At 36.4% G+C, this 22,821-nt stretch carries 21 protein-coding genes; 9 read left to right on the top strand and 12 right to left on the bottom strand.

Annotation, left to right across the window (positions count from 1 at the left end; genetic code table 11):
• Positions 1 to 131: 131 nt before the first annotated feature.
• The 3 genes from HZR84_01745 to pepE all read right to left on the bottom strand — a co-directional run bounded on the left by HZR84_01745 (position 132) and on the right by pepE (position 5,850).
• The gene (locus HZR84_01745) at positions 132 to 4,646 is read right to left on the bottom strand and encodes a T9SS type A sorting domain-containing protein (GenBank protein QNL20722.1); all 4,515 of its coding nucleotides are present in this window, start codon (positions 4,644 to 4,646) and stop codon (positions 132 to 134) included.
• Positions 4,647 to 4,747: 101 nt separating this feature from the next.
• Complete coding sequence (locus tag HZR84_01740) at positions 4,748 to 5,137, bottom strand: hypothetical protein (protein ID QNL20721.1); 390 nt, start codon at positions 5,135 to 5,137, stop codon at positions 4,748 to 4,750.
• A gap of 17 nt (positions 5,138 to 5,154) precedes the next feature.
• Positions 5,155 to 5,850 carry a dipeptidase PepE gene (pepE, locus tag HZR84_01735; protein QNL20720.1) on the bottom strand — a complete coding sequence of 232 codons (696 nt, stop codon included), beginning with the start codon at positions 5,848 to 5,850 and terminating at the stop codon, positions 5,155 to 5,157.
• 74 nt (positions 5,851 to 5,924) lie between these two features.
• Between pepE and HZR84_01730 the strand changes: the two genes are divergently transcribed.
• The 9 genes from HZR84_01730 (at position 5,925) to HZR84_01690 (ending at position 17,853) form a co-directional block, all read left to right on the top strand.
• Positions 5,925 to 6,527 carry a YdcF family protein gene (locus HZR84_01730; protein ID QNL20719.1) on the top strand — a complete coding sequence of 201 codons (603 nt, stop codon included), beginning with the start codon at positions 5,925 to 5,927 and terminating at the stop codon, positions 6,525 to 6,527.
• Between the two features lie 45 nt (positions 6,528 to 6,572).
• On the top strand, positions 6,573 to 9,056 hold the full coding sequence (locus tag HZR84_01725; protein QNL20718.1) for a carboxypeptidase-like regulatory domain-containing protein: 2,484 nt from the start codon (positions 6,573 to 6,575) through the stop codon (positions 9,054 to 9,056).
• Between the two features lie 52 nt (positions 9,057 to 9,108).
• Positions 9,109 to 10,173 (top strand): tetratricopeptide repeat protein, encoded by a 1,065-nt coding sequence (locus HZR84_01720; GenBank protein QNL20717.1) that lies wholly within the window; start codon positions 9,109 to 9,111, stop codon positions 10,171 to 10,173.
• A 3-nt stretch (positions 10,174 to 10,176) separates the two neighbouring features.
• A complete protein-coding gene (gene thrS, locus HZR84_01715; protein QNL20716.1) occupies positions 10,177 to 12,129 on the top strand; it encodes a threonine--tRNA ligase in 1,953 nt (650 codons plus the stop codon).
• Positions 12,130 to 12,227: 98 nt separating this feature from the next.
• Positions 12,228 to 12,764, top strand: coding sequence for a translation initiation factor IF-3 (locus HZR84_01710; GenBank protein QNL23159.1), 537 nt, complete (start codon positions 12,228 to 12,230; stop codon positions 12,762 to 12,764).
• Positions 12,765 to 12,769: 5 nt separating this feature from the next.
• Positions 12,770 to 12,964, top strand: coding sequence for a 50S ribosomal protein L35 (gene rpmI, locus HZR84_01705; GenBank protein QNL20715.1), 195 nt, complete (start codon positions 12,770 to 12,772; stop codon positions 12,962 to 12,964).
• A gap of 67 nt (positions 12,965 to 13,031) precedes the next feature.
• Positions 13,032 to 13,376, top strand: coding sequence for a 50S ribosomal protein L20 (gene rplT, locus HZR84_01700; GenBank protein QNL20714.1), 345 nt, complete (start codon positions 13,032 to 13,034; stop codon positions 13,374 to 13,376).
• A gap of 328 nt (positions 13,377 to 13,704) precedes the next feature.
• Complete coding sequence (locus HZR84_01695) at positions 13,705 to 14,559, top strand: DUF2911 domain-containing protein (GenBank protein QNL20713.1); 855 nt, start codon at positions 13,705 to 13,707, stop codon at positions 14,557 to 14,559.
• A 66-nt stretch (positions 14,560 to 14,625) separates the two neighbouring features.
• Positions 14,626 to 17,853 carry a UvrD-helicase domain-containing protein gene (locus HZR84_01690; protein ID QNL20712.1) on the top strand — a complete coding sequence of 1,076 codons (3,228 nt, stop codon included), beginning with the start codon at positions 14,626 to 14,628 and terminating at the stop codon, positions 17,851 to 17,853.
• Here HZR84_01690 and HZR84_01685 read toward each other — a convergent pair.
• The 9 genes from HZR84_01685 to HZR84_01645 form a co-directional block, all read right to left on the bottom strand.
• On the bottom strand, positions 17,840 to 18,583 hold the full coding sequence (locus HZR84_01685) for a hypothetical protein (GenBank protein ID QNL20711.1): 744 nt from the start codon (positions 18,581 to 18,583) through the stop codon (positions 17,840 to 17,842). The genes HZR84_01690 and HZR84_01685 overlap by 14 nt on opposite strands.
• 36 nt (positions 18,584 to 18,619) lie before the next feature.
• Positions 18,620 to 19,168 carry a GNAT family N-acetyltransferase gene (locus HZR84_01680; GenBank protein ID QNL20710.1) on the bottom strand — a complete coding sequence of 183 codons (549 nt, stop codon included), beginning with the start codon at positions 19,166 to 19,168 and terminating at the stop codon, positions 18,620 to 18,622.
• Between the two features lie 7 nt (positions 19,169 to 19,175).
• A complete protein-coding gene (locus HZR84_01675) occupies positions 19,176 to 19,628 on the bottom strand; it encodes an RES domain-containing protein (protein ID QNL20709.1) in 453 nt (150 codons plus the stop codon).
• Entirely contained in the window at positions 19,628 to 20,086 is a 459-nt protein-coding gene (locus tag HZR84_01670; protein ID QNL20708.1) for a DUF2384 domain-containing protein, read from the bottom strand. Before HZR84_01670 ends, HZR84_01675 begins: the two co-directional genes overlap by 1 nt.
• Positions 20,087 to 20,449: 363 nt before the next feature.
• Positions 20,450 to 21,052, bottom strand: coding sequence for a hypothetical protein (locus HZR84_01665; GenBank protein QNL20707.1), 603 nt, complete (start codon positions 21,050 to 21,052; stop codon positions 20,450 to 20,452).
• Between the two features lie 68 nt (positions 21,053 to 21,120).
• A complete protein-coding gene (locus HZR84_01660) occupies positions 21,121 to 21,816 on the bottom strand; it encodes a DNA alkylation repair protein (GenBank protein QNL20706.1) in 696 nt (231 codons plus the stop codon).
• A 66-nt stretch (positions 21,817 to 21,882) separates the two neighbouring features.
• Positions 21,883 to 22,101, bottom strand: a complete 219-nt coding sequence (locus HZR84_01655; GenBank protein ID QNL20705.1) for a hypothetical protein — start codon at positions 22,099 to 22,101, stop codon at positions 21,883 to 21,885.
• 302 nt (positions 22,102 to 22,403) lie between these two features.
• Positions 22,404 to 22,595 (bottom strand): hypothetical protein, encoded by a 192-nt coding sequence (locus HZR84_01650; GenBank protein QNL20704.1) that lies wholly within the window; start codon positions 22,593 to 22,595, stop codon positions 22,404 to 22,406.
• Positions 22,592 to 22,816, bottom strand: a complete 225-nt coding sequence (locus tag HZR84_01645) for a hypothetical protein (protein QNL20703.1) — start codon at positions 22,814 to 22,816, stop codon at positions 22,592 to 22,594. The genes HZR84_01650 and HZR84_01645 overlap by 4 nt, the downstream gene beginning before the upstream one ends.
• Between the last annotated feature and the right edge of the window lie 5 nt (positions 22,817 to 22,821).

Here is a 22,821-nt window from a genome sequence, read left to right as displayed (position 1 = left end):
CTATTATTCAATTTATAGGTTTCATCATCGTTTGGAGGGCAATTTCCTTTCCTTTAATTTATCAATAGAACTATTTATCAAAAAAAAAGCCAATCCGAAGATTGGCTCTTTAAAAATAAATTTGAATTTATTTATTCAATGACAATTCTTCCATTGATCAAAGTTTTGTCATTTCTTATTTTCAGAATGTATGTGCCCTGCGCAAGCTTATTTAATCGAATATCGTGATTCAATTCTTCACCCATCGCTTGAGCCTTTTCACTGTAAACCACTGTTCCGGTAATTGACAATATCTCAATATTAACTTCTCCGCTTATGTTTTCAGCGGAAATCCTGAAACTTCCGTCTGAAGGATTCGGGAAGACATTGAGATTCGTATATGCATTGTCATTAATTCCACCCACCGGCACAAAAACAGCTTTCGTTGTATCTTCCAGACATGATCCGGCATAGGCTGTTAGTGTAATCAAATACGATTGCGACTGAGGGAATGTATGCTGAGGATTAGCAGCCGTGGCAAAACTACCATCACCAAAATCCCAAAGTACCGAATCCACATTCGGACTTAATGAGGAAGTAAAGGTTACAGTTAGGCTTCCGGTTACCTGAGATGTAAAGTTGATTACAGGTGTGGTACTGTGGAAAGCATATGCAGGAACTCTTCCACTAACAGTAGCAGAATTACAACCTGTCGTACTTTGTACTGATTCCACATAAAGCGTATCATCCTGAGTGACATTTGGAAGGGTATAGGTACTTCCAGTTCCAAGTGCAGTACCACCTGAAGGAACATCAAACCATCTGTCGGTATCTCCGGTAGAGAATACTTCTAAAGTAACAGGTCCACTTTCGCAGGTTTCGCCATTAGCTACACTATCTACGACCGGCGTAAAGAGCGAAGCAAATATTTTGGCACTTGAAGCATCATTGGTAGTATCTTCATCATTTGCCAAAGCTGAGCGACCTATAACCGTATAAGTCTGCGGCACCGAAAGGTCTGCATTGTTCGTAAAGTTGTAAACAAAGGTCGACCCCGGATTGATTGGTCCCGGAATTGTTTCAGTAGGAGATGGTGTTCCATTTACCGTATAGAATACCGGAATATTTGACTGCGGTAAAATTCCCTTATTGGTAACTCTCATGGAGATAGGGGTATTGGCAGTATAACCACATCCCGACTGAAGCCCAATTAAGGAATCCACTTTGATGTCATTATTTGGAGATTCCAAAATATGGAAGTTATCAAAGGCAAAACCTTCATCCTGAACACTTCCATCCGAACCAAATACCACACGCATTAATACACCTGAATTTCCTGCAAAGGTGGTTAGGTTGTTTTCAGCAGTTAACCAGCCATTAGAGCCATTTCCTGTTGATTGTCTTCCTGTCCAGCCTTCCTGATTTGTGAATGCTAAACCATTGACAGTATTATCGGTATACCAGTTATCGGGATCTCCAAAAGCACCAACCGGTTGCCAGGTAGTTCCACCATTTGTAGAAGCCTGTACCTGGGCACCGTCCCATGAAAATTCAGAATTCCAATTCACATCCACTTTTATTAATGGGAGTGTCAAGTTGCTGAAATCAAAACATGGACCTGTCACATAGGCTTCTTCATTGGCATTGTAAACTCCTGTTAAATTGGTGTTCCAGGCATTTACACCTGAGGATGCTCCGCTAATATTTGTAGTGGCAGGTGTACCCAGTGCCCAGGAGCTGTTTGTTCCGCTTGCAAGCCAGCCTCCGTTTCCTGATTCAAAATCCTCATAATAAGGGAAGGTCGAAATTACAGGAATATTGGTGATGATCTCAGAGATCGTATCGTTTACATTTGAAGAATCACCCGGCAATTGCGGATAGATGCTTACATTATATGAACCAAATGAACTGAAATCAAAAGGTGCCGTAAAGGTATATGCCAAAGTATCACCAGGGGCAAATGCAGCTGAAAGGGTTACTGTTTCAGTAGTCACCACTCCATTAACACTTGCGGCAATTGGGAAAGTAAAGCCTGTGTTGAAAGTTGCTGTTCCTAAATTTACTAACCTTGCAGCCATTGTTTCTGTACTGCTCAATCCACAACCACTGGTAATGGAATCAATAGCTATAGCACTGAAATCCTCCGGTATGGGTTGAAAAACTCTGAATTGATCCAAAGAAATATCACCGGCAAGTCCTGCACCTCGTGTAGCAAGAAATCTGAATTGAACGGTATCATCAGTTGTTGTAAAAGGAACATTTACCTGAGTCCATGGATCAGTTTCTGCCAGTTGTTGTTGTCCTGACAATGTAAAGATGTTAACCCATAAGCCATTATCAGATACCTCTACATCCAATGTTCCGATATTAGAGCCAAACATGTGATAATAGAATTCAATTTGTGGAGCAGAAAGGTTGCTGATATCAATTAGCGGAGAATAGAGCTCAGCAATATTTCCCGTTGTTCCAAAACTAGCTTCCGAGTATACGTATTTTCCGGTCCCATCTACGTCACCGCTCGGCCCGGTTCCGAATGAACCTGTATTGGCATCTTCAGGTTGCCATAGGAATCCGGTTGTTGGTGTTCTTGACCAACATTGATCAATGGTAAGCGGGAAAATTGCACTCCAGCCCGGACCATCAAAATCCTCCTGATAAGGATTAGGGAAAATCGCACAAGGGGTTAAGAAATCACTGCGGATTGACCATGCACTGGTATCACCAGGAGTACATATTTCTCTTACATACCAGTCGTAATTAGTGTTGGCACTTAAACCGCTTACCGTCACAAAGGTATCGGTTGCTGCCGTGATTGTTCCTGTACCTTGTGTAAATCCTGCGGCACCAAGTTCAACCTGGAAATTGTTTCCACCACCAAAGGATGACCAAAACAAGGTTGCAGAATTTGGTAGGATGTTAGTTTCACCAAAATTGGATAAATCCGGACAGGTTGGAGCCTGTCTTACTCTAAATTCATCAACAGACATATCACCGGTAAAACTAGTTCCTCTGGTTCCTGTAAATCTAAATTGTACAGTATCTGAAACCGTTGTAAAAGGAACGCTTACTTTAATCCATGGATCAGCTGACGTCGCTTGTTGTTGACCTGAAATGGTAAACAGGTTAACCCAGGTTCCATTATCATTGACTTCCAAATCCAGAGTGCCCATAGTTACTCCGAACATGTGGTAATAAAATGAAACTTCAGGAGTTGTTAAAGAACTGATATCGATAAGCGGGGATGTTATATCTGCCATCTGACCAGCAGTCCCACCACTTGTTTCCATATAAATATATTTACCTGTTCCGCTTACATCACCCAGAGGTCCGGTATTAGAAGAACTGGTATTGGCATCTTCAGGTTGCCAGACAGGTGCAGCAGTTCCATTTGGATTTCTTGACCAACATTGGTCGATGGCCAAAGGAAAAGTTGTAACCCAGGCCGCACCATCAAAATTCTCAGAATAAGGTGTTGAAAATATGGTACAAGTGGTTGTAAAGGATAAAGGTCCTGCGTAGGCCGAGGTATCACCGGGGCCACAAATCGATCTCACGTAAAAATCATACATTGTATTAGCAGTCAATCCGCTTAAGGCATATGGATTGTTTGTGGTATTAATGCTAGTACCTGATCCGGGTGTAAAACCAAGGGGTCCGTATTCAATTTGAAATGAGCCACCGGAACCTCCTATCCAGCTAAGGTCAGCACTGGTAGGTCCCAGATTTGAAGCCAATAATGAGGCAGGAGTCGGAATAGTAGATGTATAATTGACATTTATAGTGTCATCAAAATTCGTTGTATCGTTGGCGCCATTTGGATTACTGGTCCATGCTTTGATGTTATAAGTTTGATTGTTTACAAGATTAATAGAACCCAGAACGACCTGTGTTGTATTAGAACCAGTACCGTTAAGTGTATCTAGTAATGTTGACACATTTATTTGAGGCTGAGCGACGCCGTCCAATTCCCAGTCCACATCAAAACTAGTCACCTGATTTGAACCGTAATTTCCTACAGTTACAACAGCATTTTGAATGCCCGGACATGCTGCCTGAGGACTATCTAAGCTGGCTATTCCTATACTATTATTTCCAGTCACTGGAATATAAGTTACACTTCCATTCCATTGTCTCGGATTATTAACAGGAACCGGAATACCACCACCAAAACCAGAACTGGCATCGCAAGTGATGACGAGGTTACCATCGGTAAAAGTAGTTTGTCCGGATGGGTTGGAATATATTACACTGGTACCGCCTATATAAAATCCGTAGGTCTGACCAGCCGGAATTAAAAGGTTAATAGGTAGAGCAATTGGATTTACGAATCCAGTTCCACCTGCAGGGCAGGTACCTGTACCAATTAATGTCCATCCACCGGCCGTAGAAATATTTGGTTGTGTTGCTCCTGTGGCTAATACACCTCCGGGTCTGTACCAAACATCCAGATTTTGTACCGATGCATTAGATTGGCCAAACTCTGTAATTAAGACAGAAGTATTTGCGGATAGCTCAAATGTAGTTCCCTGCGATCCATTTCCTCCATTCAGAGGAGGTACTGTGGTTACTGTTAATTGAGCAAAAATTGAAAGGGGTAAAAATAATACCAGCGATAAGCTTAAGAGCCAGAATTTGCCGAAATTATATGATTTGGTAGAGTTTCTCATTATTATATTTTTTTCCAAGCTTAAAGCACCAAAAAAAAATGGTATAATTCAATTAATACCTTAAGTATTATCATAAATATTATAATGGTTTTTTTGAAGAGCTAAACTTCTTCTCTCAATTTAGATAGGATACGGATCACCATTTTTAATTCCTCACCTTTTATGGTTTGACTCTGTTCCTTATTGTTTAGCGCGATATAGTACAGAATGGCCTGATACTCTTCTGTTGAGCATTCTTTTAAGACATCGTATTCCCGGAAATATTCAAAAAAATTGGCAACAAACACCTTTAATTTTAAATGGTCTGCAAAAAGGTCGTTTAAAGGAGTAGACAATATCACATCTTTTAATCCGTGCCATTCGGATTGAATATTCATGGGATTAAGATCAATACTTTTAATTGTTAGTTTTTCCAATGCATTCGATAATAACGAATCAATAATACGCAGTGTAAAAAAAAATCCATGTGCATAACTCAAAAATTTATCCACATAGATGAAATTAAATTTCAAAAGGTCTGATTATCAGCAAATGAAGTTTTTGAACTTCCATATTTAAATTTAAAACCTTCCTTTTTCCCTTTGTATCTAAGGCCATCTTGATCGTGGACAAGATAAGTGCCTTCAGGTATAGCCAGAACAGTGGCTTCTTTATTTATGGTGATATATTCTTCCAATCTTTGGTCTCTTGTTTCCCCTTTATGCCCGGCCGGTAGAGCGTTGGTATAATGGGGATTAATCTGATAATCAATAAGGTTTAATGCTTTAAATTTTTCGGGTTCTATGATTGGCATATCATTGGTTGTGCAAATAGTAGGTCCTGCAAGATTAGACCCGGCACTCCAGCCTATATAGGGGATCCCATTAGTTACTTTATTTCTTATTTCCTCCAGAATATTAAAATGGTAACACCTTTCAAGAAGTCGAAATGTATTCCCTCCTCCAACTATTATTCCATGGGCTTCACGAATGGCCTTTACCGGATCATCAAAATGATGGATACTTTGTACGACTATCCCTATTTTGTTTAAGGCTTCATTTACTTTGTTTTCATATTCTTCGTATGTAAAAGTAACACCGGCAAATGGGATGAAAACGGCTTTCTTTGTTTCACCCATAAAATCGGAAATTGTATCTAATGCGAATTCGAGGTAGTTTTGGTCCGGTAAGGATGAATTGCTTAGTAATAGAAGTCTTTTAGTCATTGGGTGAAAATCTGAACTATGAGGATGAATTACAAGTTTTTTATCATGTATTACCTATGATGTGAAATTTTATAATGTTAGTACGGTTTTTCCGATATCTTGTATTTATTTCAGTAATGGCATTTTTTATCATTTTGATAGCAAATGTCATTGTTATTTTCAGTACGCGAAAAGGTATTTTAAATGCCGGGCAAAAACTTCCGGATCACTATTATGCAATGGTATTGGGAACCTCCAAGAAATTTGCCTCTGGTTCCGAAAACCTGTATTATAAAAACAGAATGATGGCAGTCAAAGATTTAATGGAAAAATCAAGTCCTAAGTTTTTAATTTTAAGCGGTTCAAATCCCTCTGTTTATTACAATGAACCAAGAGATATGAAATTGTCGCTTTCTGAATTGGGAATAGATTCATTAAATTTTATAATCGATTCACATGGAGACAATACATTTGAATCCTTGAAAAATTATTCTCAACACTATAAGAAAGATTCTTTAATAATAATTACTCAAACGTTTCATGCATATCGCACACTTCTTATTTGTAAACAATTGAATATCAATGCGATGGTATATCCGGCTGAAGAAGTTTCTGCAGATATCACCAACAAACCACTGGTCCGCGAAGTATTTGCGAGGGTTAAAGCGCTGTGGGAATTTTACCTTTTTAATGCTTAATGCTTTCTTTGCCCTTTCAAATTAAATAAAGCCTTGCCGGGTAGTATGTCGAAGTGTAAACTATTTATATTCTTTTTTCTGATAATCGGCCTCTCGGATTACTCATATGGACAATTTATTGTAAAAGGAAAAATTACGGATGCTAAAACAGGTGAGGGTTTGCCCTTTGTTAATGTGTTTTTTCCTGGATCGAGTATTGGTACCACTACAGATTTTGAAGGATATTATACTTTAAAAGCCCAAAATGCACAGGACTCAATAAAGGCCACGTACATTGGTTATGTTTCGAGGATTAAAGCACTCGAGAAAATTTCTGTTCAAACTATCGACTTTCAATTGAGTGAATCTTTGGTTCAATTGGATGAGGTAATTATTCATCCCGGTGAAAACCCTGCTTTTCCGATCATGAGAAAAGTGATTGAAAATAAAGATAAATACGATAAAAGAAGCCTCGAAGCCTATCAGTATGAGAGTTATAATAAAATTGAAGTAGATATAAATAATATCTCCGAAAAATTTAAGAATCGCAAGATATTTCAAAAAGTAGTAGACCTCTTTGATAGCCTGGAAGCCATGGCAGGAGAAGATGGCGAGCCTGTATTGCCTTTATTTCTATCAGAATCCGTTTCAGACTTTTATTTTAAAAGAGATCCGGAAAAAAGAAGAGAAATTATAAAAAAAACCAGGTTTAAAGGTGTGGGATTGGAAGATGCCAGCCTTGTTTCTCAATTGATAGGATCTACTTTTCAGGAATACAATTTCTATCAGAATTACCTCACCATTTTAAATAAACAATTTGTCTCACCCATATCGAATAGTTGGAAAACGTTTTACTATTTTTTGCTTTCAGACAGCTCATATATCAATGGTGAATTTTGTTACAAGCTGGATGTGGATCCAAAAGTGAAAACTGATCTGGCCTTTTATGGATCTATTTGGGTTTCAAAGGAAAATTACGCATTAAAACAGGTCGATCTCAGCATTACAAAAAATGCCAATCTTAATTATGTAGAAGCGATTACCATACAGCAGGAGTTAACAGAAACTACCGCAGGAGCTTATTTGCCAACAAAAAACAGGGTGATAATTCGCGTTGCGAATCTCGATGATCAATGGGCGGGTTTTTTAGCAAAATTTTATACCTCAAATGAAAATATCATTGTCAATGAACCAAAAGAGACTAGTTTTTATGATCAGTATTTGACGCTCTCAGAAGAATTTGACGACGATGATGATGCCTACTGGACCCAAATAAGGCATGACTCATTAAGCGATGCGGAGCAATATGTCTACAATATGATCGATTCTATTAATGACTTACCGGTTGTAAAAACTTATGTCGAAATCATTGATATACTTGTGAATGGTTACAAGGATTTTGGACCACTGGAAATAGGCCCGCACATATATACATTTTCTTTTAACAACATCGAAAACAGCCGATTCAGACTGGGTTTTAAAACAAACTATCTTTTTAGCGATCATTGGACATTGAGTGGTTACGGTGCTTATGGAAGCGGTGATGGTGTATTTAAATACGGGGCCAGGGTGGATTACCTGGTATCCAAACAGCACTGGACGAAATTTTCAATTTCCAGAACCTATGATCTTTTTCAGGTAAGCGTTGATCCCGAACGCTTGGAAAATAATAACCTGTTTTACGCCTCAACATTTTGGGGTAACCTAAGAAGGCCATTCTATAGTGAAATCAATGAATTATCTGCCAAATCAGATCTGTTTAGTGGAATTACAGCCGGAGTCAAAATAAAGACTCAAACCTTCGAGCCTCACTCCAGTTATGGTTTTGGTTATGGGCAATTGAATTCCAGGCGATTCAGAACAACAGAATTGGAAGGTTTTGTCAGAATAACCAGAAATGAAAAATTTATACTTAATGACAATGAAAGAATAAGTCTTGGCTCTCCGCGATGGCCAATATTTACCCTACGCTATACCAGAGGATTAAAAAATACCCTTGATGGAGATTTTGATTATGATAAAATGGAAATGAGAATTGAAAAAAAATTCAAAATGGGATTTTGGGGGTTGTCAAGGTATGATCTTAATTTTGGTAAAATCTATTCTACACTTCCATATCCACTACTCAATGCGCACTTGGGAAATGCCAATTCTGTTTTTTATACTTCAGCAGCCTTCAATCTAATGAATCGATTTGAATATGTAAGTGACGAATGGGTATCATTGAGATGGATCCATTTTTTCGAGGGAAATATTCTCAACAGAGTTCCTTTAATTTCGAAGCTAAAATGGCGAATGCTCGCACAGGCCAATGTATTATTTGGAAGCCTGGGTCAAAACAATATCAATATAATTTCAGATTTTGATGAAAATCAAAACTTTGTTGCGCCTCCTCTTGGGCTAAATCAGCGCGAACCCTACGTAGAATTGGGTTATGGAATAGAAAATATTTTCAAATTTTTAAGAGTGGACGCATTCCACAGAATTACTTATCTCTATCCCGGTTCACCAAAATTTGGTGTTAAAATGTCCTTACAATTCATTCTATAATCGCATTTGAATATTGTAATCCTTAGTCTAATTTTGAAACTTAATTAAGCCAATGAATAATATTAAATCTCTTTCTTACCTTTTTGCAATTCTCATTTTTCTGTTTGCCTGTAGTGGTGAAAAGAAAAAAGAAAGAAAGAAATTAATAGATACGGATATTTCAATTAACTCTCCGGAGTACAAACGAATGCAAATTTCTATTGTCTCTGAACAAATAGAAGAAACACCGAACATTGCCAGAAATTACGACAACCGGGCTAAACTATATCTGGAGCTGGAAAATTATGATTCCGCTCTTGCTGATGCGAGTAGAGCCATACAGCTCGATTCTACCAATGAATATTATTATTTCACACAATCCAAAGCCTATAAAGGGCTCCAGCGAATTGGGGAAGCTTTTCTAGCTGCAAAGAATGCAGAGAATAGATTTATAAAATCCCCTGATTTTTACTCGTATCTGGGAAAACTGTACTTTATCTCACAAGATTATGGGGCCTCTATTCACTACCTCGACCTGGCGGAAGATCTTGCACCATTTCATACAGAAACTTTTTTTATAAAAGGTCTTATTTATTTAGAGCTGGGTGATACGATAAAAGGAATTAAGTTTTTGGAATTGGCCATAGAACAGGTGCCGGATGATACCGATATATTTAATGTTATGGCTAGCGTATACAATGCCATGAGGCAACCGGAAATGGCCATTGAATATTTAAAAACAGGGCTGAGAATGAGTACCAAGGATCCTTTTCTTCACTATAATATGGGTGTAACAATGCTGGATATGGGCATGCCTGATTCAGCAAAATTTTATTTTGCAATGTCTACCCGGGTAGACAGCACATTTTATCTTGGCCATTACAATATGGGGGTATTGAGCTTCGCAGAAGAAAACTGCGAAGAAACAATAGAGTTTATGACCAGAGCCACTAAATTCAAGGAAGATGTAGAACGCGCACATGCGTATTTGGGTTACTGTTTAGAAAAACTTGGATACCACCTTGAAGCGCTTGATGCTTTTAAAAAAGCCTTAGAAAAAGAACCCGAAAATCAGAGCTTAAAAGCTGCTAAAGATCGTGTACAACAGAAAATTGATTTCGAACGACAATCCTCTTAATTAATGTCATCAAAGCAAATATTTATTACGCTTCCCAACGGAGAAAAAAAAGCCTATCCTAAAGGCAGCACAGGATTTGAAATCGCAAGTGATATCAGCGAAGGGCTTGCAAGAAACGCACTTTCAATTAAAGTAAATGGCAATGTGCGTGAAATCCACAGAGCTATTAATGAAGATGCAGAAGTGCAAATTCTTACCTGGAATGATCAGGAAGGCAAGGAAACATTTTGGCATTCTTCAGCTCACCTTTTAGCGGAAGCCGTCGAAGCACTTTATCCCGGTGTTAAGTTTGGAATTGGTCCACCTATTGAAAATGGGTTTTACTACGATATTGATTTTGGCGAACGTGAGTTTTCTTCAGATGACTTTCCAAAACTGGAAGCCAAAATGACCGAGTTGGCCCGGCAAAAAAATGAATTTGAAAGACGGGAAATCCCTAAATCAGATGCTTTATCTTATTTTAAAGAAAAAGGCGACGAATATAAAATTGAATTAATCGATGGTCTGGAAGATGGCGAAATCACTTTTTACCATCAGGGCAATTTCACAGATTTGTGTCGCGGGCCTCATATTCCAAATACGGGTCTGATTAAAGCCATTAAACTTTTGAATACCGCCGGAGCTTACTGGAGAGGGGATGAGAAAAGAAAACAACTGACAAGGATTTACGGTATTACCTTTCCCAAGCAAAAGGAGTTGAGTGAATATCTCGAGCTCTTAGAACTCGCAAAACAAAGAGATCACCGTAAACTGGGAAAAGAACTGGAATTATTTACTTTTTCCGAAAAAGTGGGAATGGGATTGCCACTTTGGTTACCAAAGGGCGCGAGGTTGAGGGAAAGACTTGAAAATTTCCTTAAAAAAGCACAGGTAAAGGCAGGCTATGATCCGGTTGTGACCCCACACATTGGTCATAAAAACCTGTATATAACCTCGGGACATTATGAAAAATACGGGGAAGATTCTTTTCAACCAATTCAAACGCCACATGAGGGTGAAGAGTTTTTGCTGAAACCCATGAATTGCCCACATCACTGCGAGATTTACAAAAGCAGGCCGAGGTCGTATAAAGATCTTCCACTTCGATTGGCTGAATTCGGTACAGTTTACCGTTATGAACAAAGCGGTGAATTGCATGGACTCACAAGGGTAAGAGGTTTTACACAAGATGATGCGCATTTATTTTGCACACCGGAGCAGGTAAAAGACGAATTTAAAAAGGTCATAGATCTGGTACTTTATGTTTTCAAGGCACTTGGATTTGAAAAATTTACCTCGCAGATTTCCCTTCGCGATCCGGAAAATAAGTCAAAGTATATCGGCGATGACGCGGTATGGGAAATCGCTGAAAAAGCCATAGTAGAAGCCAGTGAGGAAAAAAAGCTAGAAACAGTGACGGTTTTAGGTGAAGCAGCTTTTTACGGTCCTAAACTTGATTTTATGGTTAAGGATGTGCTTGGGCGACAATGGCAATTAGGAACCATACAAGTGGATTATAATTTACCGGCAAGATTTGAACTTGAGTACATCGGAGCCGATAATCAAAAACACCAGCCGGTCATGATTCACAGAGCTCCTTTTGGTTCAATGGAACGATTCGTGGCCTTATTGATTGAAAATTGTGGTGGCGATTTCCCGCTCTGGCTGGCTCCGGATCAGGTTGCTATTCTACCACTGTCAGAACGATTTAAAGAGCATTGCGATGAATTAATGCTAAAGTTTGAAGCCAATGATATTTCAGGTTTTGTAGATCATCGTGATGAAAAAATTGGTAAAAAAATCCGTGATGCAGAGATTTTAAAAATTCCCTTTATGCTTATTATTGGCGAAAAAGAAGCCAATGGAAATAAAGTATCAATTCGCAGGCATGGAGAAGGAGATATAGGACAAATGAATCCGGATGACTTTATTTCATTTTTTCAAAAAGCTGTACAATCATCAATTGAATTAAAATAATAGCCAGAAATTTTTTTAAGAATTTAGAATAAGCGATATTTGCAGCCTGTTTTTCAAAACTAAAAACTTAGAATAGTATTAAGAGACCGAAAAGAAGGATTTACCGGGGCCCGGAAAAAGAGCCTTACAGAGTAAATGACAAGATTACAACACCGCAAGTTAGAGTTGTAGGTGACAATGTTGAAGTTGGAGTATACCCGATTCTAAAAGCAATTCAGATTGCTGAAGAACAGGGGTTGGATTTGGTGGAGATTTCTCCAAAAGCAGATCCTCCTGTGTGCAAGGTAACGGATTATTCTAAGTTTAAGTACGAACAGAAAAAGAAGCAGAAAGAGCTTAAATCAAAACAACATAAGGTTGTTCAAAAGGAAATTCGCTTTGGACCCAACACGGACGACCACGATTTTGATTTTAAAGCGAAGCATGCAAGAAAATTCCTCGAGGATGGAGCAAAAGTTAAGGCCTATGTACATTTCGTTGGTCGAACAATTGTATTCAAAGAACGGGGAGAATTATTGTTATTGAAATTAATTCAGGATTTGGAAGATGTGGCCAAGGTAGAACAGCTTCCAAAACTAGAAGGAAAAAGGATGTCAGTTTTGTTGACACCAACAACTGTTAAAAAGAAAAAATAGAGCAAATGCCTAAGGTTAAAACAAAATCGAGCGCAAAAAAAAGGTTTAAGGTAACCGGAACCGGAAAAATTAAGCGTAAGCACGCTTTTAAAAGTCATATTTTGACGAAAAAGAGCAAAAAAAGAAAGTTAAAATTAACGCATTCAACACTTGTTCACCCAACTAACGAGCAACAGGTGAAGGATATGTTAAACATTTAATTATTGTTTCACTGATGTCTGGTACTAAGTCTTGTATTGAGCGCCAGCCGTCGAAAATTTATTAATAATGCCTAGATCGGTAAATTCAGTGGCTGCAAAAGCCAGAAGAAAAAAAGTACTAAAAGCGGCCAAAGGTTATTTTGGCAGACGCAAAAATGTTCACACTGTTGCTAAGAATGCAGTTGAAAAAGGAATGCAATATGCATACCGCGACAGAAAACAAAAGAAAAGAGAATTCAGAAAATTATGGATTCAGAGAATTAATGCGGGAGCCAGAGAAAACGGCCTTTCATATTCAGAGTTTATGGGTAAATTATCTAAATCTGATATGGAAATCAATCGCAAATCCTTAGCTGATTTGGCGATGAATAATCCTGAAGCATTTGCAGAAATTGTGAAGTCTCTGAAGTAATATATATTGAGACTTAATTGAAACCCATTCGCCAAACGGATGGGTTTTTTTATATAAATATTTTCCAGTAAATGATAAACTGAACCGCCAATAGGATCCAGATTATATTTCTTTTTAGGATGGGATTCTTAAACATGATGTTAGGTTTACGCAAAAGAAAAAAAATTATTGTATTTATAAAGGATCAAAGCTCATTTCATTAATATTTTTAGCAATGAACCTATTATAATATACGGGGGAATAAAAAATAACGTTACAAAATGTTCAAATTCTTCCTGTTGAACTAAAATTTTATAATTTCGAAATTCAATAAACTAAACCAATAACAATGAAAAAATTATCAGCACTAGTACTAAGTTTATTAATCAGTGCATCAATCTTTGCTCAAATTGAAACCCCAATGCCAAGTCCAACCGCAACGATTTCTCAGGATATCGGATTGACGGAAACTACCATCGTATATTCCAGACCCGGAGTAAAAGATCGCAAGATATTTGGCGACCTTGTACCGTATGGAGAAATGTGGCGTACCGGAGCCAACATGTCAACTAAAATTACTTTTGGTGATGAGGTTCAAATCAATGATCAAAATGTACCTGCAGGAACTTACGCGCTCTATACCATTCCCGGAAAAGAAGAATGGACAATTATCATTCATAAGAACATAAGCTATGGTGGAACAGGTGGTGACAGCTATACAACAGATGAAGATTTAATGAGATTCACTGTAAAGCCGAGCAGCTTAGAGGATATGGTCGAAACTTTTACCATAGATATTTCCAATAATAAAATGGACCGTTCAACAATCGATCTTTCATGGGAAAACACCAGGGTGAGCTTTGAAGTACTGGCGCCGGTTGATGAAAAAATCACGAAAATGATCGATAGAACTTTAAACCCGGGTGGCACTCCTTATTACAGAGCTGCAACTTATTATCATGAGTCTGGTAAGGATTTAAATGTTGCCCTGGGATACGTTAATACAGCCATTGAAAAATATACAGCAGAAGGTTCAAAACCATTTTGGGTGGCGAGAAGAAAAGCTTTGATACAGGCGGACCTTGGTAAATACAAAGAAGCCATTAAGTCAGCAGAGCAAAGTACAGTATGGGCTACAGAAGCAAAAAACGATTCATATGTCAAAATGAACGAAGAATCCATCGCCATGTGGAAAAAGAAATAATAAATTCAATCATCCAAATTGAATTGAAGGCACTGTCAATTGGCAGTGCTTTTTTTATATTTAAAAATGGCTGAAAAATCAAAAGGGAAACTAAAGGTCTACAAATCTTCCGCCGGCTCCGGCAAAACCTATACGCTTGCCAAAGAATACATTAAAATTTTATTATCGAACCGGGAAGTTGATAGTAATACTTATACGGAAAACTATTTCAGACATATACTGGCCATTACTTTCACAAACGATGCTGCCAATGAAATGAAGGACAGGGTGCTTCGCTATCTCCGCGATTTTTCTCAGCAAAATGAACAAAAAGAAAATGGATTACTTCAACAAATAATTTCGGAAATCAATGAGGAATATCCGCATCAAAAAATAAGTGTATCAATTGTTAAAGAACGTTCTGATATTATCCTTAAATCTATTCTGCATCGCTTTTCAGATTTTAATATTCAAACCATTGATTCATTCACAAACCAAATAGCCCGATCCTTTGCGAGAGAACTGGGACTACCCGGGAATTATGAAATTTATCTGGATACCAAAATAAAATTGGCCGAATCAGTAGATATTTTACTCAGCCGTATTGATGAAAAAGAAAAGCTCCTCTTAAACTGGTTATTTGACTTTGTCAAAAATAGAATAGATGATGACAGGAGCTGGAATATAGCCTATAACCTCAAGGATTTTTCAACAACATTAACAGATGAAAATGTCTATGAAATGCTCGAATCGCTTAAAGAATGGAATCTCGAGGATTTTAATAAAGCTAAAAATGAATTGCTAAAGGAATATTCCAGAATTTCTGAGCAATGCAGAAAGCTGGCTAAAGAAGGATTGGATTATCTGGATTCGGAAAATTTGGATCATGCTGTTCTCAATGAAAAAAAGAATGGTGTTAGATCTCTTTTTGAAAAAAATATTAAAGAGCCGTTTTCAAAGGATTTGGGTAAAAATCTTTATAAGCATCTCCAAAACAACGATTGGTTAAAGAAGGAGGCCAATCCTAAAAACAACTTTGACGATGTAAATACCAATATTTCAATCATTGCCGGGAAGATGCATGAATTTTTTGAAGTGGAGAATGGTAGGTTTATTTCACTGAAAAACATATTAATAAACTTCCCAGAAATGGCTTTATTAAATAACATTAAGTCGATTCTTGAAGAGCTAAAAGAAAAGGACGACCAGGCTTTTTTATCGGATCTCAATGAGAAAATCAGAGATGTAGTATTATCTGAACCTATTCCATTTATTTATGAAAAAGCTGGTGTTCGATTTAAGCATTTATTAATCGATGAGTTTCAGGATACTTCGGTTTTTCAATGGATTAATCTAATCCCCTTATTATCCAATGCCCTTTCAGAAGGGAAAGTCAATTTAATTGTAGGTGATGTAAAACAATCCATATACAGATGGCGTGGTGCAGATCCTGATATATTGGTGAACTTGCCCGAATCCAAAGATGAACTTAGTTTAGAACCAATCCGAGAACATGCATTATCATTGAAAAGTCAGGTGGAAATTAATCCACTTAATTCTAATTGGAGAAGCAATCCGGGAATTATATATTTTAACAACAGTTTCTTTGAATGGCTTAAAGAAAACAATGAAGAATTTAAGGGGCTAGGGAATTATTATGATGATGTTATTCAAAAAGCTGAAAAAAATGGCGATTCAGATATTAGGATTGATGTTTTAACAGAAAAAGAATTTCAAAACAAAGATGAGATGCAGGATTTTAAATCTAATCTTGTAATCGAATACATTGACCAATGTATAAATGCCGGTTATGCCTGGAAAGACATTGCAATATTATGCAGGAAAAATAATGAAATTAAGAATATCAGTAGCGCTTTAGTTGAAAAGCAGATTTCTATAATATCCGATGAGTCGCTTTTACTTGAATCTTCCACAGCGGTTAAGGTATTGATTAAAGTTTTTGAATTTTTGAACGAACCGGGAAATCAGGACACCCTCGCAGATCTGTTTATACAAATTGCCAATTTAAAAGATTTGAGCATTGATGACTGGACGGAAATTCAGAATAAAATAAAGCTAAAATCTGCTGAAGACTATGTGGACTTTGTTAAGGACTTTTTTAATCTCGAAATTGACGAAACCCAATTAATTGAAGGAAGCGTCTTTCAATTAGGACAGGCTTGGATCAAAGCCCTGAGAATGATGAAAGACACCAAACAACAGGTATATCTCGATTATTTTCTGGATGTACTTTTTGAATTTAGCAATAAACCCATTACTGGATTAGGGCAGTTTCTTGAATATTGGGAAGATAAAAAAGAAAGACTTTCAATTTCAAGTACAAGGGATCAAAATGCTATTCGGGTTTCAACAATTCATAAAGCGAAAGGGATGGAATATCCGGTCGTAATAATTCCCTATCCTGAACTTAATTATTCAATGAAAAAAGGATCCAAAGCTTGGATTGAATTGCCAAAAAGTTTTGAAACAGAACTACCGGTTGCTGTTTTGGGGCTTAATGCTGAAATTGAAAAAACTGAGTTTTCTGATTTTTATTTCAAAGAAAAGAAAGCCAAATTCATTGAAGAAGTCAATGCCTTATTCGTAGCGATGACAAGAGCAAAAGAAGGACTTTATCTTATTGCTTCTATTCCTAATCGCAAAAACATGTCAAATTTTATCGTGGATTTTCTTGAGGGAAAACAATATATCAATTCTGAAAAAAAATATCAAGATGTAAATTATTTATCCTACACTATTGAAACGCAAAAAGATCAAAAAGACCTGGGAATTGAAGCTGCTATACTTCCATGGGATAATGCAAAAAATAGAAGGGAAAGGATTCAAAAAAATCTAAGATGGTCGGTTGATTTTACTTTGAGCAAAGAACAAATAAACAGCATACAATCCGGGAAGTCATTTCACTTGTTAATGTCTTATTTTAAAACGGAATCAGATCTGCAAAAAGTCATTAAAATTGCCTCTGAGCTATTTCAACAAAAAGAATTTGAAGACTTTCAGAATTTCCTCAGGATGATATTGTCAGACTTGGAGATGAAATCCTATTTTCAAAATGACTGGAAAATTTATAATGAAAGATCGGTTATATATGAAGGTGAGATTTTAAGGCCCGATCGTTTTCAAATTCGGGATAATCGGGTGGTCATTATAGATTATAAAACCGGACTTCAAAATGAAATGCACCAATCACAAATAGACAAGTATCAAAAGGCATTGGCTGATGTATATTCCAATTATCAAATTGCGAAGTATATTATTTATTCCAAACCCTTTAAAATTGTCAGTTTATCCTGATATTTATTCGCTTGTCGGTCATAAACTCAAGGCTGCTGTTTTCAGGAATTATGATATTCCTGTTTTCTACAATTAAAGAGCTTACCGTACCGATGGTTGCACCAAGAAGAGCACCTTGCAACCATTCATCGTAAAATATACCACCGATAATAGAACCCGAAGCCGAACTCCCCAAGATTCGTTCTGCGGTGTAATTATCAAGAATTCTAATGTCTTTTGTTGTTGAAATCGGTATTATTTCTCCGTTGATATGAATGTCAATAAGCTCCAATTGCAATTGAGCGGTTTTAAAGGCATTGCCATTTCTGGCATATTTTACACGGCCAATAATCGGAGTGTTTTGTGGTAGAATAGCAAGACCGTCACGGTTAACAATAGCTTGAGTTAATCGGCATTCTATTATTTCACCTGTTTTAGTATACCTCGAATTCAATGCGCGATTCGTTTTAATAACCAGAAACTCCCCGGCGGGAATGGTATAAAACTCCGGCCCATCAGGTATTCTTATTTCGTCTTCCGCTTGATCGATAAAGGTGGGCTTATAATTTTCCTTAATCTCTGTATTTTGTATAAATAACCAGGCTGTATCGACATATATTTTGGTGATGTACTTATTCTGAGCATAAATGGAACCAATTATTGTATCCCCACTATGCAAAAACAGACTATCAAATTGTGCCATTGTGCTGAAGCAAGATAGAATAAGTAAAAATGACAATGTCCATTTCATGATTTTATATTTGGTGTGATACATCAAAAATCAGACCTAAATTAAAGTCTCTTCATTAAAATATTCGGATTTGAGCAAGGCGAATATCACATCGTCTTTCCATATACCATTTTGATAATAGCTTCTGATAAAATGAGCTTCTTTTCGAAATTTTAGTCTTTCAAAGAGTCGCATGGATGGAGAATTTTCTGGATCAACCGATGCGTAAATCCTGTGTTTATTTAAATTTTCAAATGCGTATTTAACAATTGCTTTAATGGATTCTGTAGCAAAACCTTGATTCTGATATTCACTGGCTAAACTTATACCCAGTTCCATTTGCATATTTTCAGATCCTATAAAATGCAAGCCGAGATCACCGATTATAGTGTCATTTAGTTTATGGATTAAAACCAATTGATACCAGGTATTTTCAATATTGATTTTTTGTGGGTTGGAATCAATCAAGCTATGTACTTCTTGCAGAGAATTGTAGGTCTTGCCCTGATATTGAGTTATGTCAGCTGAACTTTTATACTTGTATAATGCTTCTGCATCGCCCGGCACTACAGTCCGAATTTTGAGCCTTTTCGTACTAATTTGCATTGCTTGATTATTTCAACCTTGGATCAAATTTAAATTTTTGAATGTCTATTATTTTAACATTTCTTGAATAATCAGGGTGTTGACAGTTCAATATATAATTCGAAGCGGAGTTTACTACTGACGAAGGTACCTTTAGGCTGAGATATTGTTTGTCATTGTACCATTCAGAACCTATTTCAGATAGTATTTTGGGAGCAGGATAATGATTCCAGTTTTTAGGTAGTTTTTCTATATCTACAGTAAAAATTGATTGGTCTGGAATTTCTAATTGTACAAGGTCAAGATCTGGAACTATCATTGGAGGAGTGTGTACCAATAATTCAAGCAATGTGATTTCAGGACTTTCTCCGGTGTACAGCACTGTCTGGCCTTTTTTGTTCCATCTGCCACCATAGATTGCCGAACCCGTTCCCGAAATATCCTTTGAAAATTTTCTTTTACACAAGCGATATACAATCATCAGGAGATGATTCCGTGCTCAATCCTTCCCAGAAGGTCTTTTACCTTTGATATACCACCCGGTATTTCAAGCAATTCAATAGGCTCCATTCCACCAAATGCCTGATTGGGTAGGTTAAGCCATTTGATAAAATCTTCCTTACTCAAAAACACCTCGGACCCGTATAAAAAGAGATCTGTTAATTCAAATAACTGAACAGAAGAATTCCTATCTAAAACTTTATCTGAACGGATCCAACGGTATAAGGTAGGAGAGGAGATGTTCAACATATTGGCTGTTTCCTCTCGTGAAATATTGAAGTAATTTTTAAAATTTTTAATTATACCGGCTTTTATTCCTGCATTAGCCAGGTGAATAAAATCATAGGAACTGTCAATTCTTTCATTGACATAATTACTTCCAAGTACAGTTTTTAACTTGCGGTAATGACTGGTATTTGATTTTGAAGTGATATTCATTTGATAATATTATTTATCATATGAACGAAAATACAAAACTTTTAGTTTCATTCCAACTTCATCGATTCATCAACCTTCAAAAATAAAATTCGAAGGTCAGATTTGAAGTTTTTGTTCTTAATCTCGTATCTCGAATCTGTAATCTCGAATCTCCATTCTCCAATTGCTGGTATCTTATTCTATATCCAGCTTGAACCTCATAATCAAAGAAATTCAACAATTTTATAGCCTTATTATATTGCAATATTTCTATTGTACTTTTTTTTAATGGCTTTTTACAGTTTGAAATAGATGGTTTAAGGCTATTGCTTAGGTCAGTAATTAGGTGGCTGTCTAAGTCCTATAAAGAACAAATTTGGAATACTAGTCAAGTTCATTTTCAGTGCTTTTAATGGCTTCAGCGTACAAAAAAGCCATAAGATTTTCCTGTCCGGTGAGTTCAGAAAAGCGCAATTGAAATTGTAAAAGGGTACGGTCAATTTCCTTTAAATCATGGGCATCTGAATCAAAATAATAATCAATGATTTTCATTAGCGTTTTATCCGTAATGTTTTGCTGCATTGAATAAACGTGTGTTAGTTTTTGAGTGGTTTCAAAATCAAATTCCGAAACGATGCCCGTTGATCTTGCAGACTCCCAGGCTGTGCTCGTTAAAATCGCGTCGATTAAACTTTCATTATTGGTTAGAACACCCAGATTTAGATAATCGTATTGCATTAATTCAATTTTTAAACTATCCATTTCTCCACTCATTATCGAGCTTATTCTATTTCTAATTTCAACATGCTTATCTCTCCATTTTGTTAAAATTTCTTCATTTTGAACTAGCTCCTTATGGATGCTTTCCAAAGCAATTATTTTTCTTTTTTTGGTTTTATAATCTTCTACTAGTTGATTAATGAATAAAGCAAATAAGACACTAAACACAATCAGAAAACCTTCTGCCAAATATTTTTTTATGTTCATAAATACCGATTAAATAGAATTGAGATTGATTTCATTTAAAAATAGACAAAATCAAATTATTGGATAATCTATATATCCTTCAAAATTAACCGCAAGGCTTCCTTTTTGCTCAGATTACTGAGTTCCGTATTATCAACAAATTCTAAGACCCATGGTGGATTAATTCGACTGTATTCTCTTAAAACCCACCCGATGGCTTTATTGATAAAGAATTCTCTGGAACCGAGTAGATGATTGATGACAAAGGCCAATAATTCAGTATCTGTATTTTTTTTGTATTTCAGTTGAAATAAAATGGCCGAACGTTGAAGCCAGATATTATCAGAATTCAGGTATTTGTTAATTCGCGGTGGGATTTCCTCTGGGTATAGTCTAAAATATGCCCCCATCAATTTATAGGCTATAAAATCCACCGTATCCCACCAGGAATTATTCATCACCATATACTCTAATAAGTCGATGTCTGACTTCTCAAATTGTTTAGAATACTTTTCTGTCAATTCCTGGGCAAAATTCTGGAATTCCCTTTGAGGTTTCTGCCAAAGCGTTTTAACAATGATTTCCAGAGATGATTTTGGTGGTAATAATTGCTTTTGAATAAAAGGTTTAATGATTTCTGACCTCAAGCCAGCTTTTATCCCATAAAATTCAAATTGATCACGCATATAGGCTTTTTGATTAATTGCGTTTTGTGGATTGGCATTCCTTTTAAATTCATTTTCAAGGCTTTTCACATAGTCTGTTACACTAAAATCCTGCGACATTCGATTTTTAATTGTGATTAATTACAGTTTAAACAGGCAGTTGTATAAACGTGCTTTTTCATTGTGCTATTTAATTGAAGCTCTTAATTTATGAAATACAAGTATTTTATAGGGACTAACTGAATGATGATTTGATTCTGAATCATGGAAAACATATTCAATATCCTGCTCTAATTCTTCTTTGAACATGCCATTTTTTGCAAAAACCTCTTTAATAATTTCAATCTTTTTTCCGGTATTCTGATTACAGATAACCATTTTTGAGCTATCCATTGATTCATTCATAATTTTTGAGAGTAAATTTATTTCCTGCACTTTGTCATTTTTTGTAAAATGAAACATGCTGTCGAGAAGAATAAAATCAAAATTCTCATATTCCTCAAATGAATAAAAATGGAAGCCAACGTCCAGCTAAAGTACGTGCTCTTTGAAGGTAAAGTCAAGGGAGAGCATGGCCTTTAGCATATGTTAGGCAAAGTATTCATCTATTTCTTTTTGGATTTTATCCGGATCTTGTCTGTTGTCAAAGACGGTAATAATCTCTATTTCATCTTTTATTATTCTGTAGATGTAAGAGTTCTGTTTGTTTAAAACGCATTTAAAAATACCTGGATGGCTCTGAGATTCCTGATGACTCTTGGGGAACTGGGCAATACTTTTAAATGAAGCGAAGAGTTTTTTCTGAAATTCTCTTTAACTTTTTCAGACCATTCTCTATCTAAATAGTCATAAATCGAATCTAATTTGAATTCTGCAAGTGGCGATAAATAGACTTTCAAGCTTTATGAAACTTTTTCATATAGTCTTCCAATGAAATTCGTTTTCCTGAATTCAATTGATTCAGTCCGATTTCAATTTCATTTTTTTCTTGAGGTGATAATTCAAGGAAAAAATCTTTCTCATTGGACTTTAAAGCATCTAGAATTTTATTCAAAACGGATTGATTGTCTATTTCAAGGATCAATTTAACTAATTCTAATTTAGATGACTGAATATCCATAAAAG

This window comes from Hyphobacterium sp. CCMP332 (assembly GCA_014323545.1).
GTDB lineage: Bacteria > Bacteroidota > Bacteroidia > Cytophagales > CCMP332 > CCMP332.
Note: the sequence above shows the minus strand (reverse complement) of the source record. Positions and strands in the feature narration are given on the sequence as shown.

Bases quoted from the DNA above. Each gene is read 5' to 3' on its own strand.
- HZR84_01660 (QNL20706.1), bottom strand. From the start codon at position 21,816: ATGTCGCAGGATTTTAGTGTAACAGACTATGTGAAAAGCCTTGAAAAT.
- thrS (QNL20716.1), top strand. From the start codon at position 10,177: ATGTCATCAAAGCAAATATTTATTACGCTTCCCAACGGAGAAAAAAAA.
- HZR84_01655 (QNL20705.1), bottom strand. From the start codon at position 22,101: ATGAATGAATCAATGGATAGCTCAAAAATGGTTATCTGTAATCAGAAT.
- HZR84_01745 (QNL20722.1), bottom strand. From the start codon at position 4,646: ATGAGAAACTCTACCAAATCATATAATTTCGGCAAATTCTGGCTCTTA.
- rpmI (QNL20715.1), top strand. From the start codon at position 12,770: ATGCCTAAGGTTAAAACAAAATCGAGCGCAAAAAAAAGGTTTAAGGTA.
- HZR84_01645 (QNL20703.1), bottom strand. From the start codon at position 22,816: ATGGATATTCAGTCATCTAAATTAGAATTAGTTAAATTGATCCTTGAA.
- HZR84_01665 (QNL20707.1), bottom strand. From the start codon at position 21,052: ATGAACATAAAAAAATATTTGGCAGAAGGTTTTCTGATTGTGTTTAGT.
- HZR84_01685 (QNL20711.1), bottom strand. From the start codon at position 18,583: ATGAAATGGACATTGTCATTTTTACTTATTCTATCTTGCTTCAGCACA.
- HZR84_01675 (QNL20709.1), bottom strand. From the start codon at position 19,628: ATGATTGTATATCGCTTGTGTAAAAGAAAATTTTCAAAGGATATTTCG.
- pepE (QNL20720.1), bottom strand. From the start codon at position 5,850: ATGACTAAAAGACTTCTATTACTAAGCAATTCATCCTTACCGGACCAA.
- HZR84_01730 (QNL20719.1), top strand. From the start codon at position 5,925: ATGTTAGTACGGTTTTTCCGATATCTTGTATTTATTTCAGTAATGGCA.
- rplT (QNL20714.1), top strand. From the start codon at position 13,032: ATGCCTAGATCGGTAAATTCAGTGGCTGCAAAAGCCAGAAGAAAAAAA.
- HZR84_01670 (QNL20708.1), bottom strand. From the start codon at position 20,086: ATGAATATCACTTCAAAATCAAATACCAGTCATTACCGCAAGTTAAAA.
- HZR84_01720 (QNL20717.1), top strand. From the start codon at position 9,109: ATGAATAATATTAAATCTCTTTCTTACCTTTTTGCAATTCTCATTTTT.
- HZR84_01680 (QNL20710.1), bottom strand. From the start codon at position 19,168: ATGCAAATTAGTACGAAAAGGCTCAAAATTCGGACTGTAGTGCCGGGC.
- HZR84_01690 (QNL20712.1), top strand. From the start codon at position 14,626: ATGGCTGAAAAATCAAAAGGGAAACTAAAGGTCTACAAATCTTCCGCC.
- HZR84_01695 (QNL20713.1), top strand. From the start codon at position 13,705: ATGAAAAAATTATCAGCACTAGTACTAAGTTTATTAATCAGTGCATCA.
- HZR84_01725 (QNL20718.1), top strand. From the start codon at position 6,573: ATGTCGAAGTGTAAACTATTTATATTCTTTTTTCTGATAATCGGCCTC.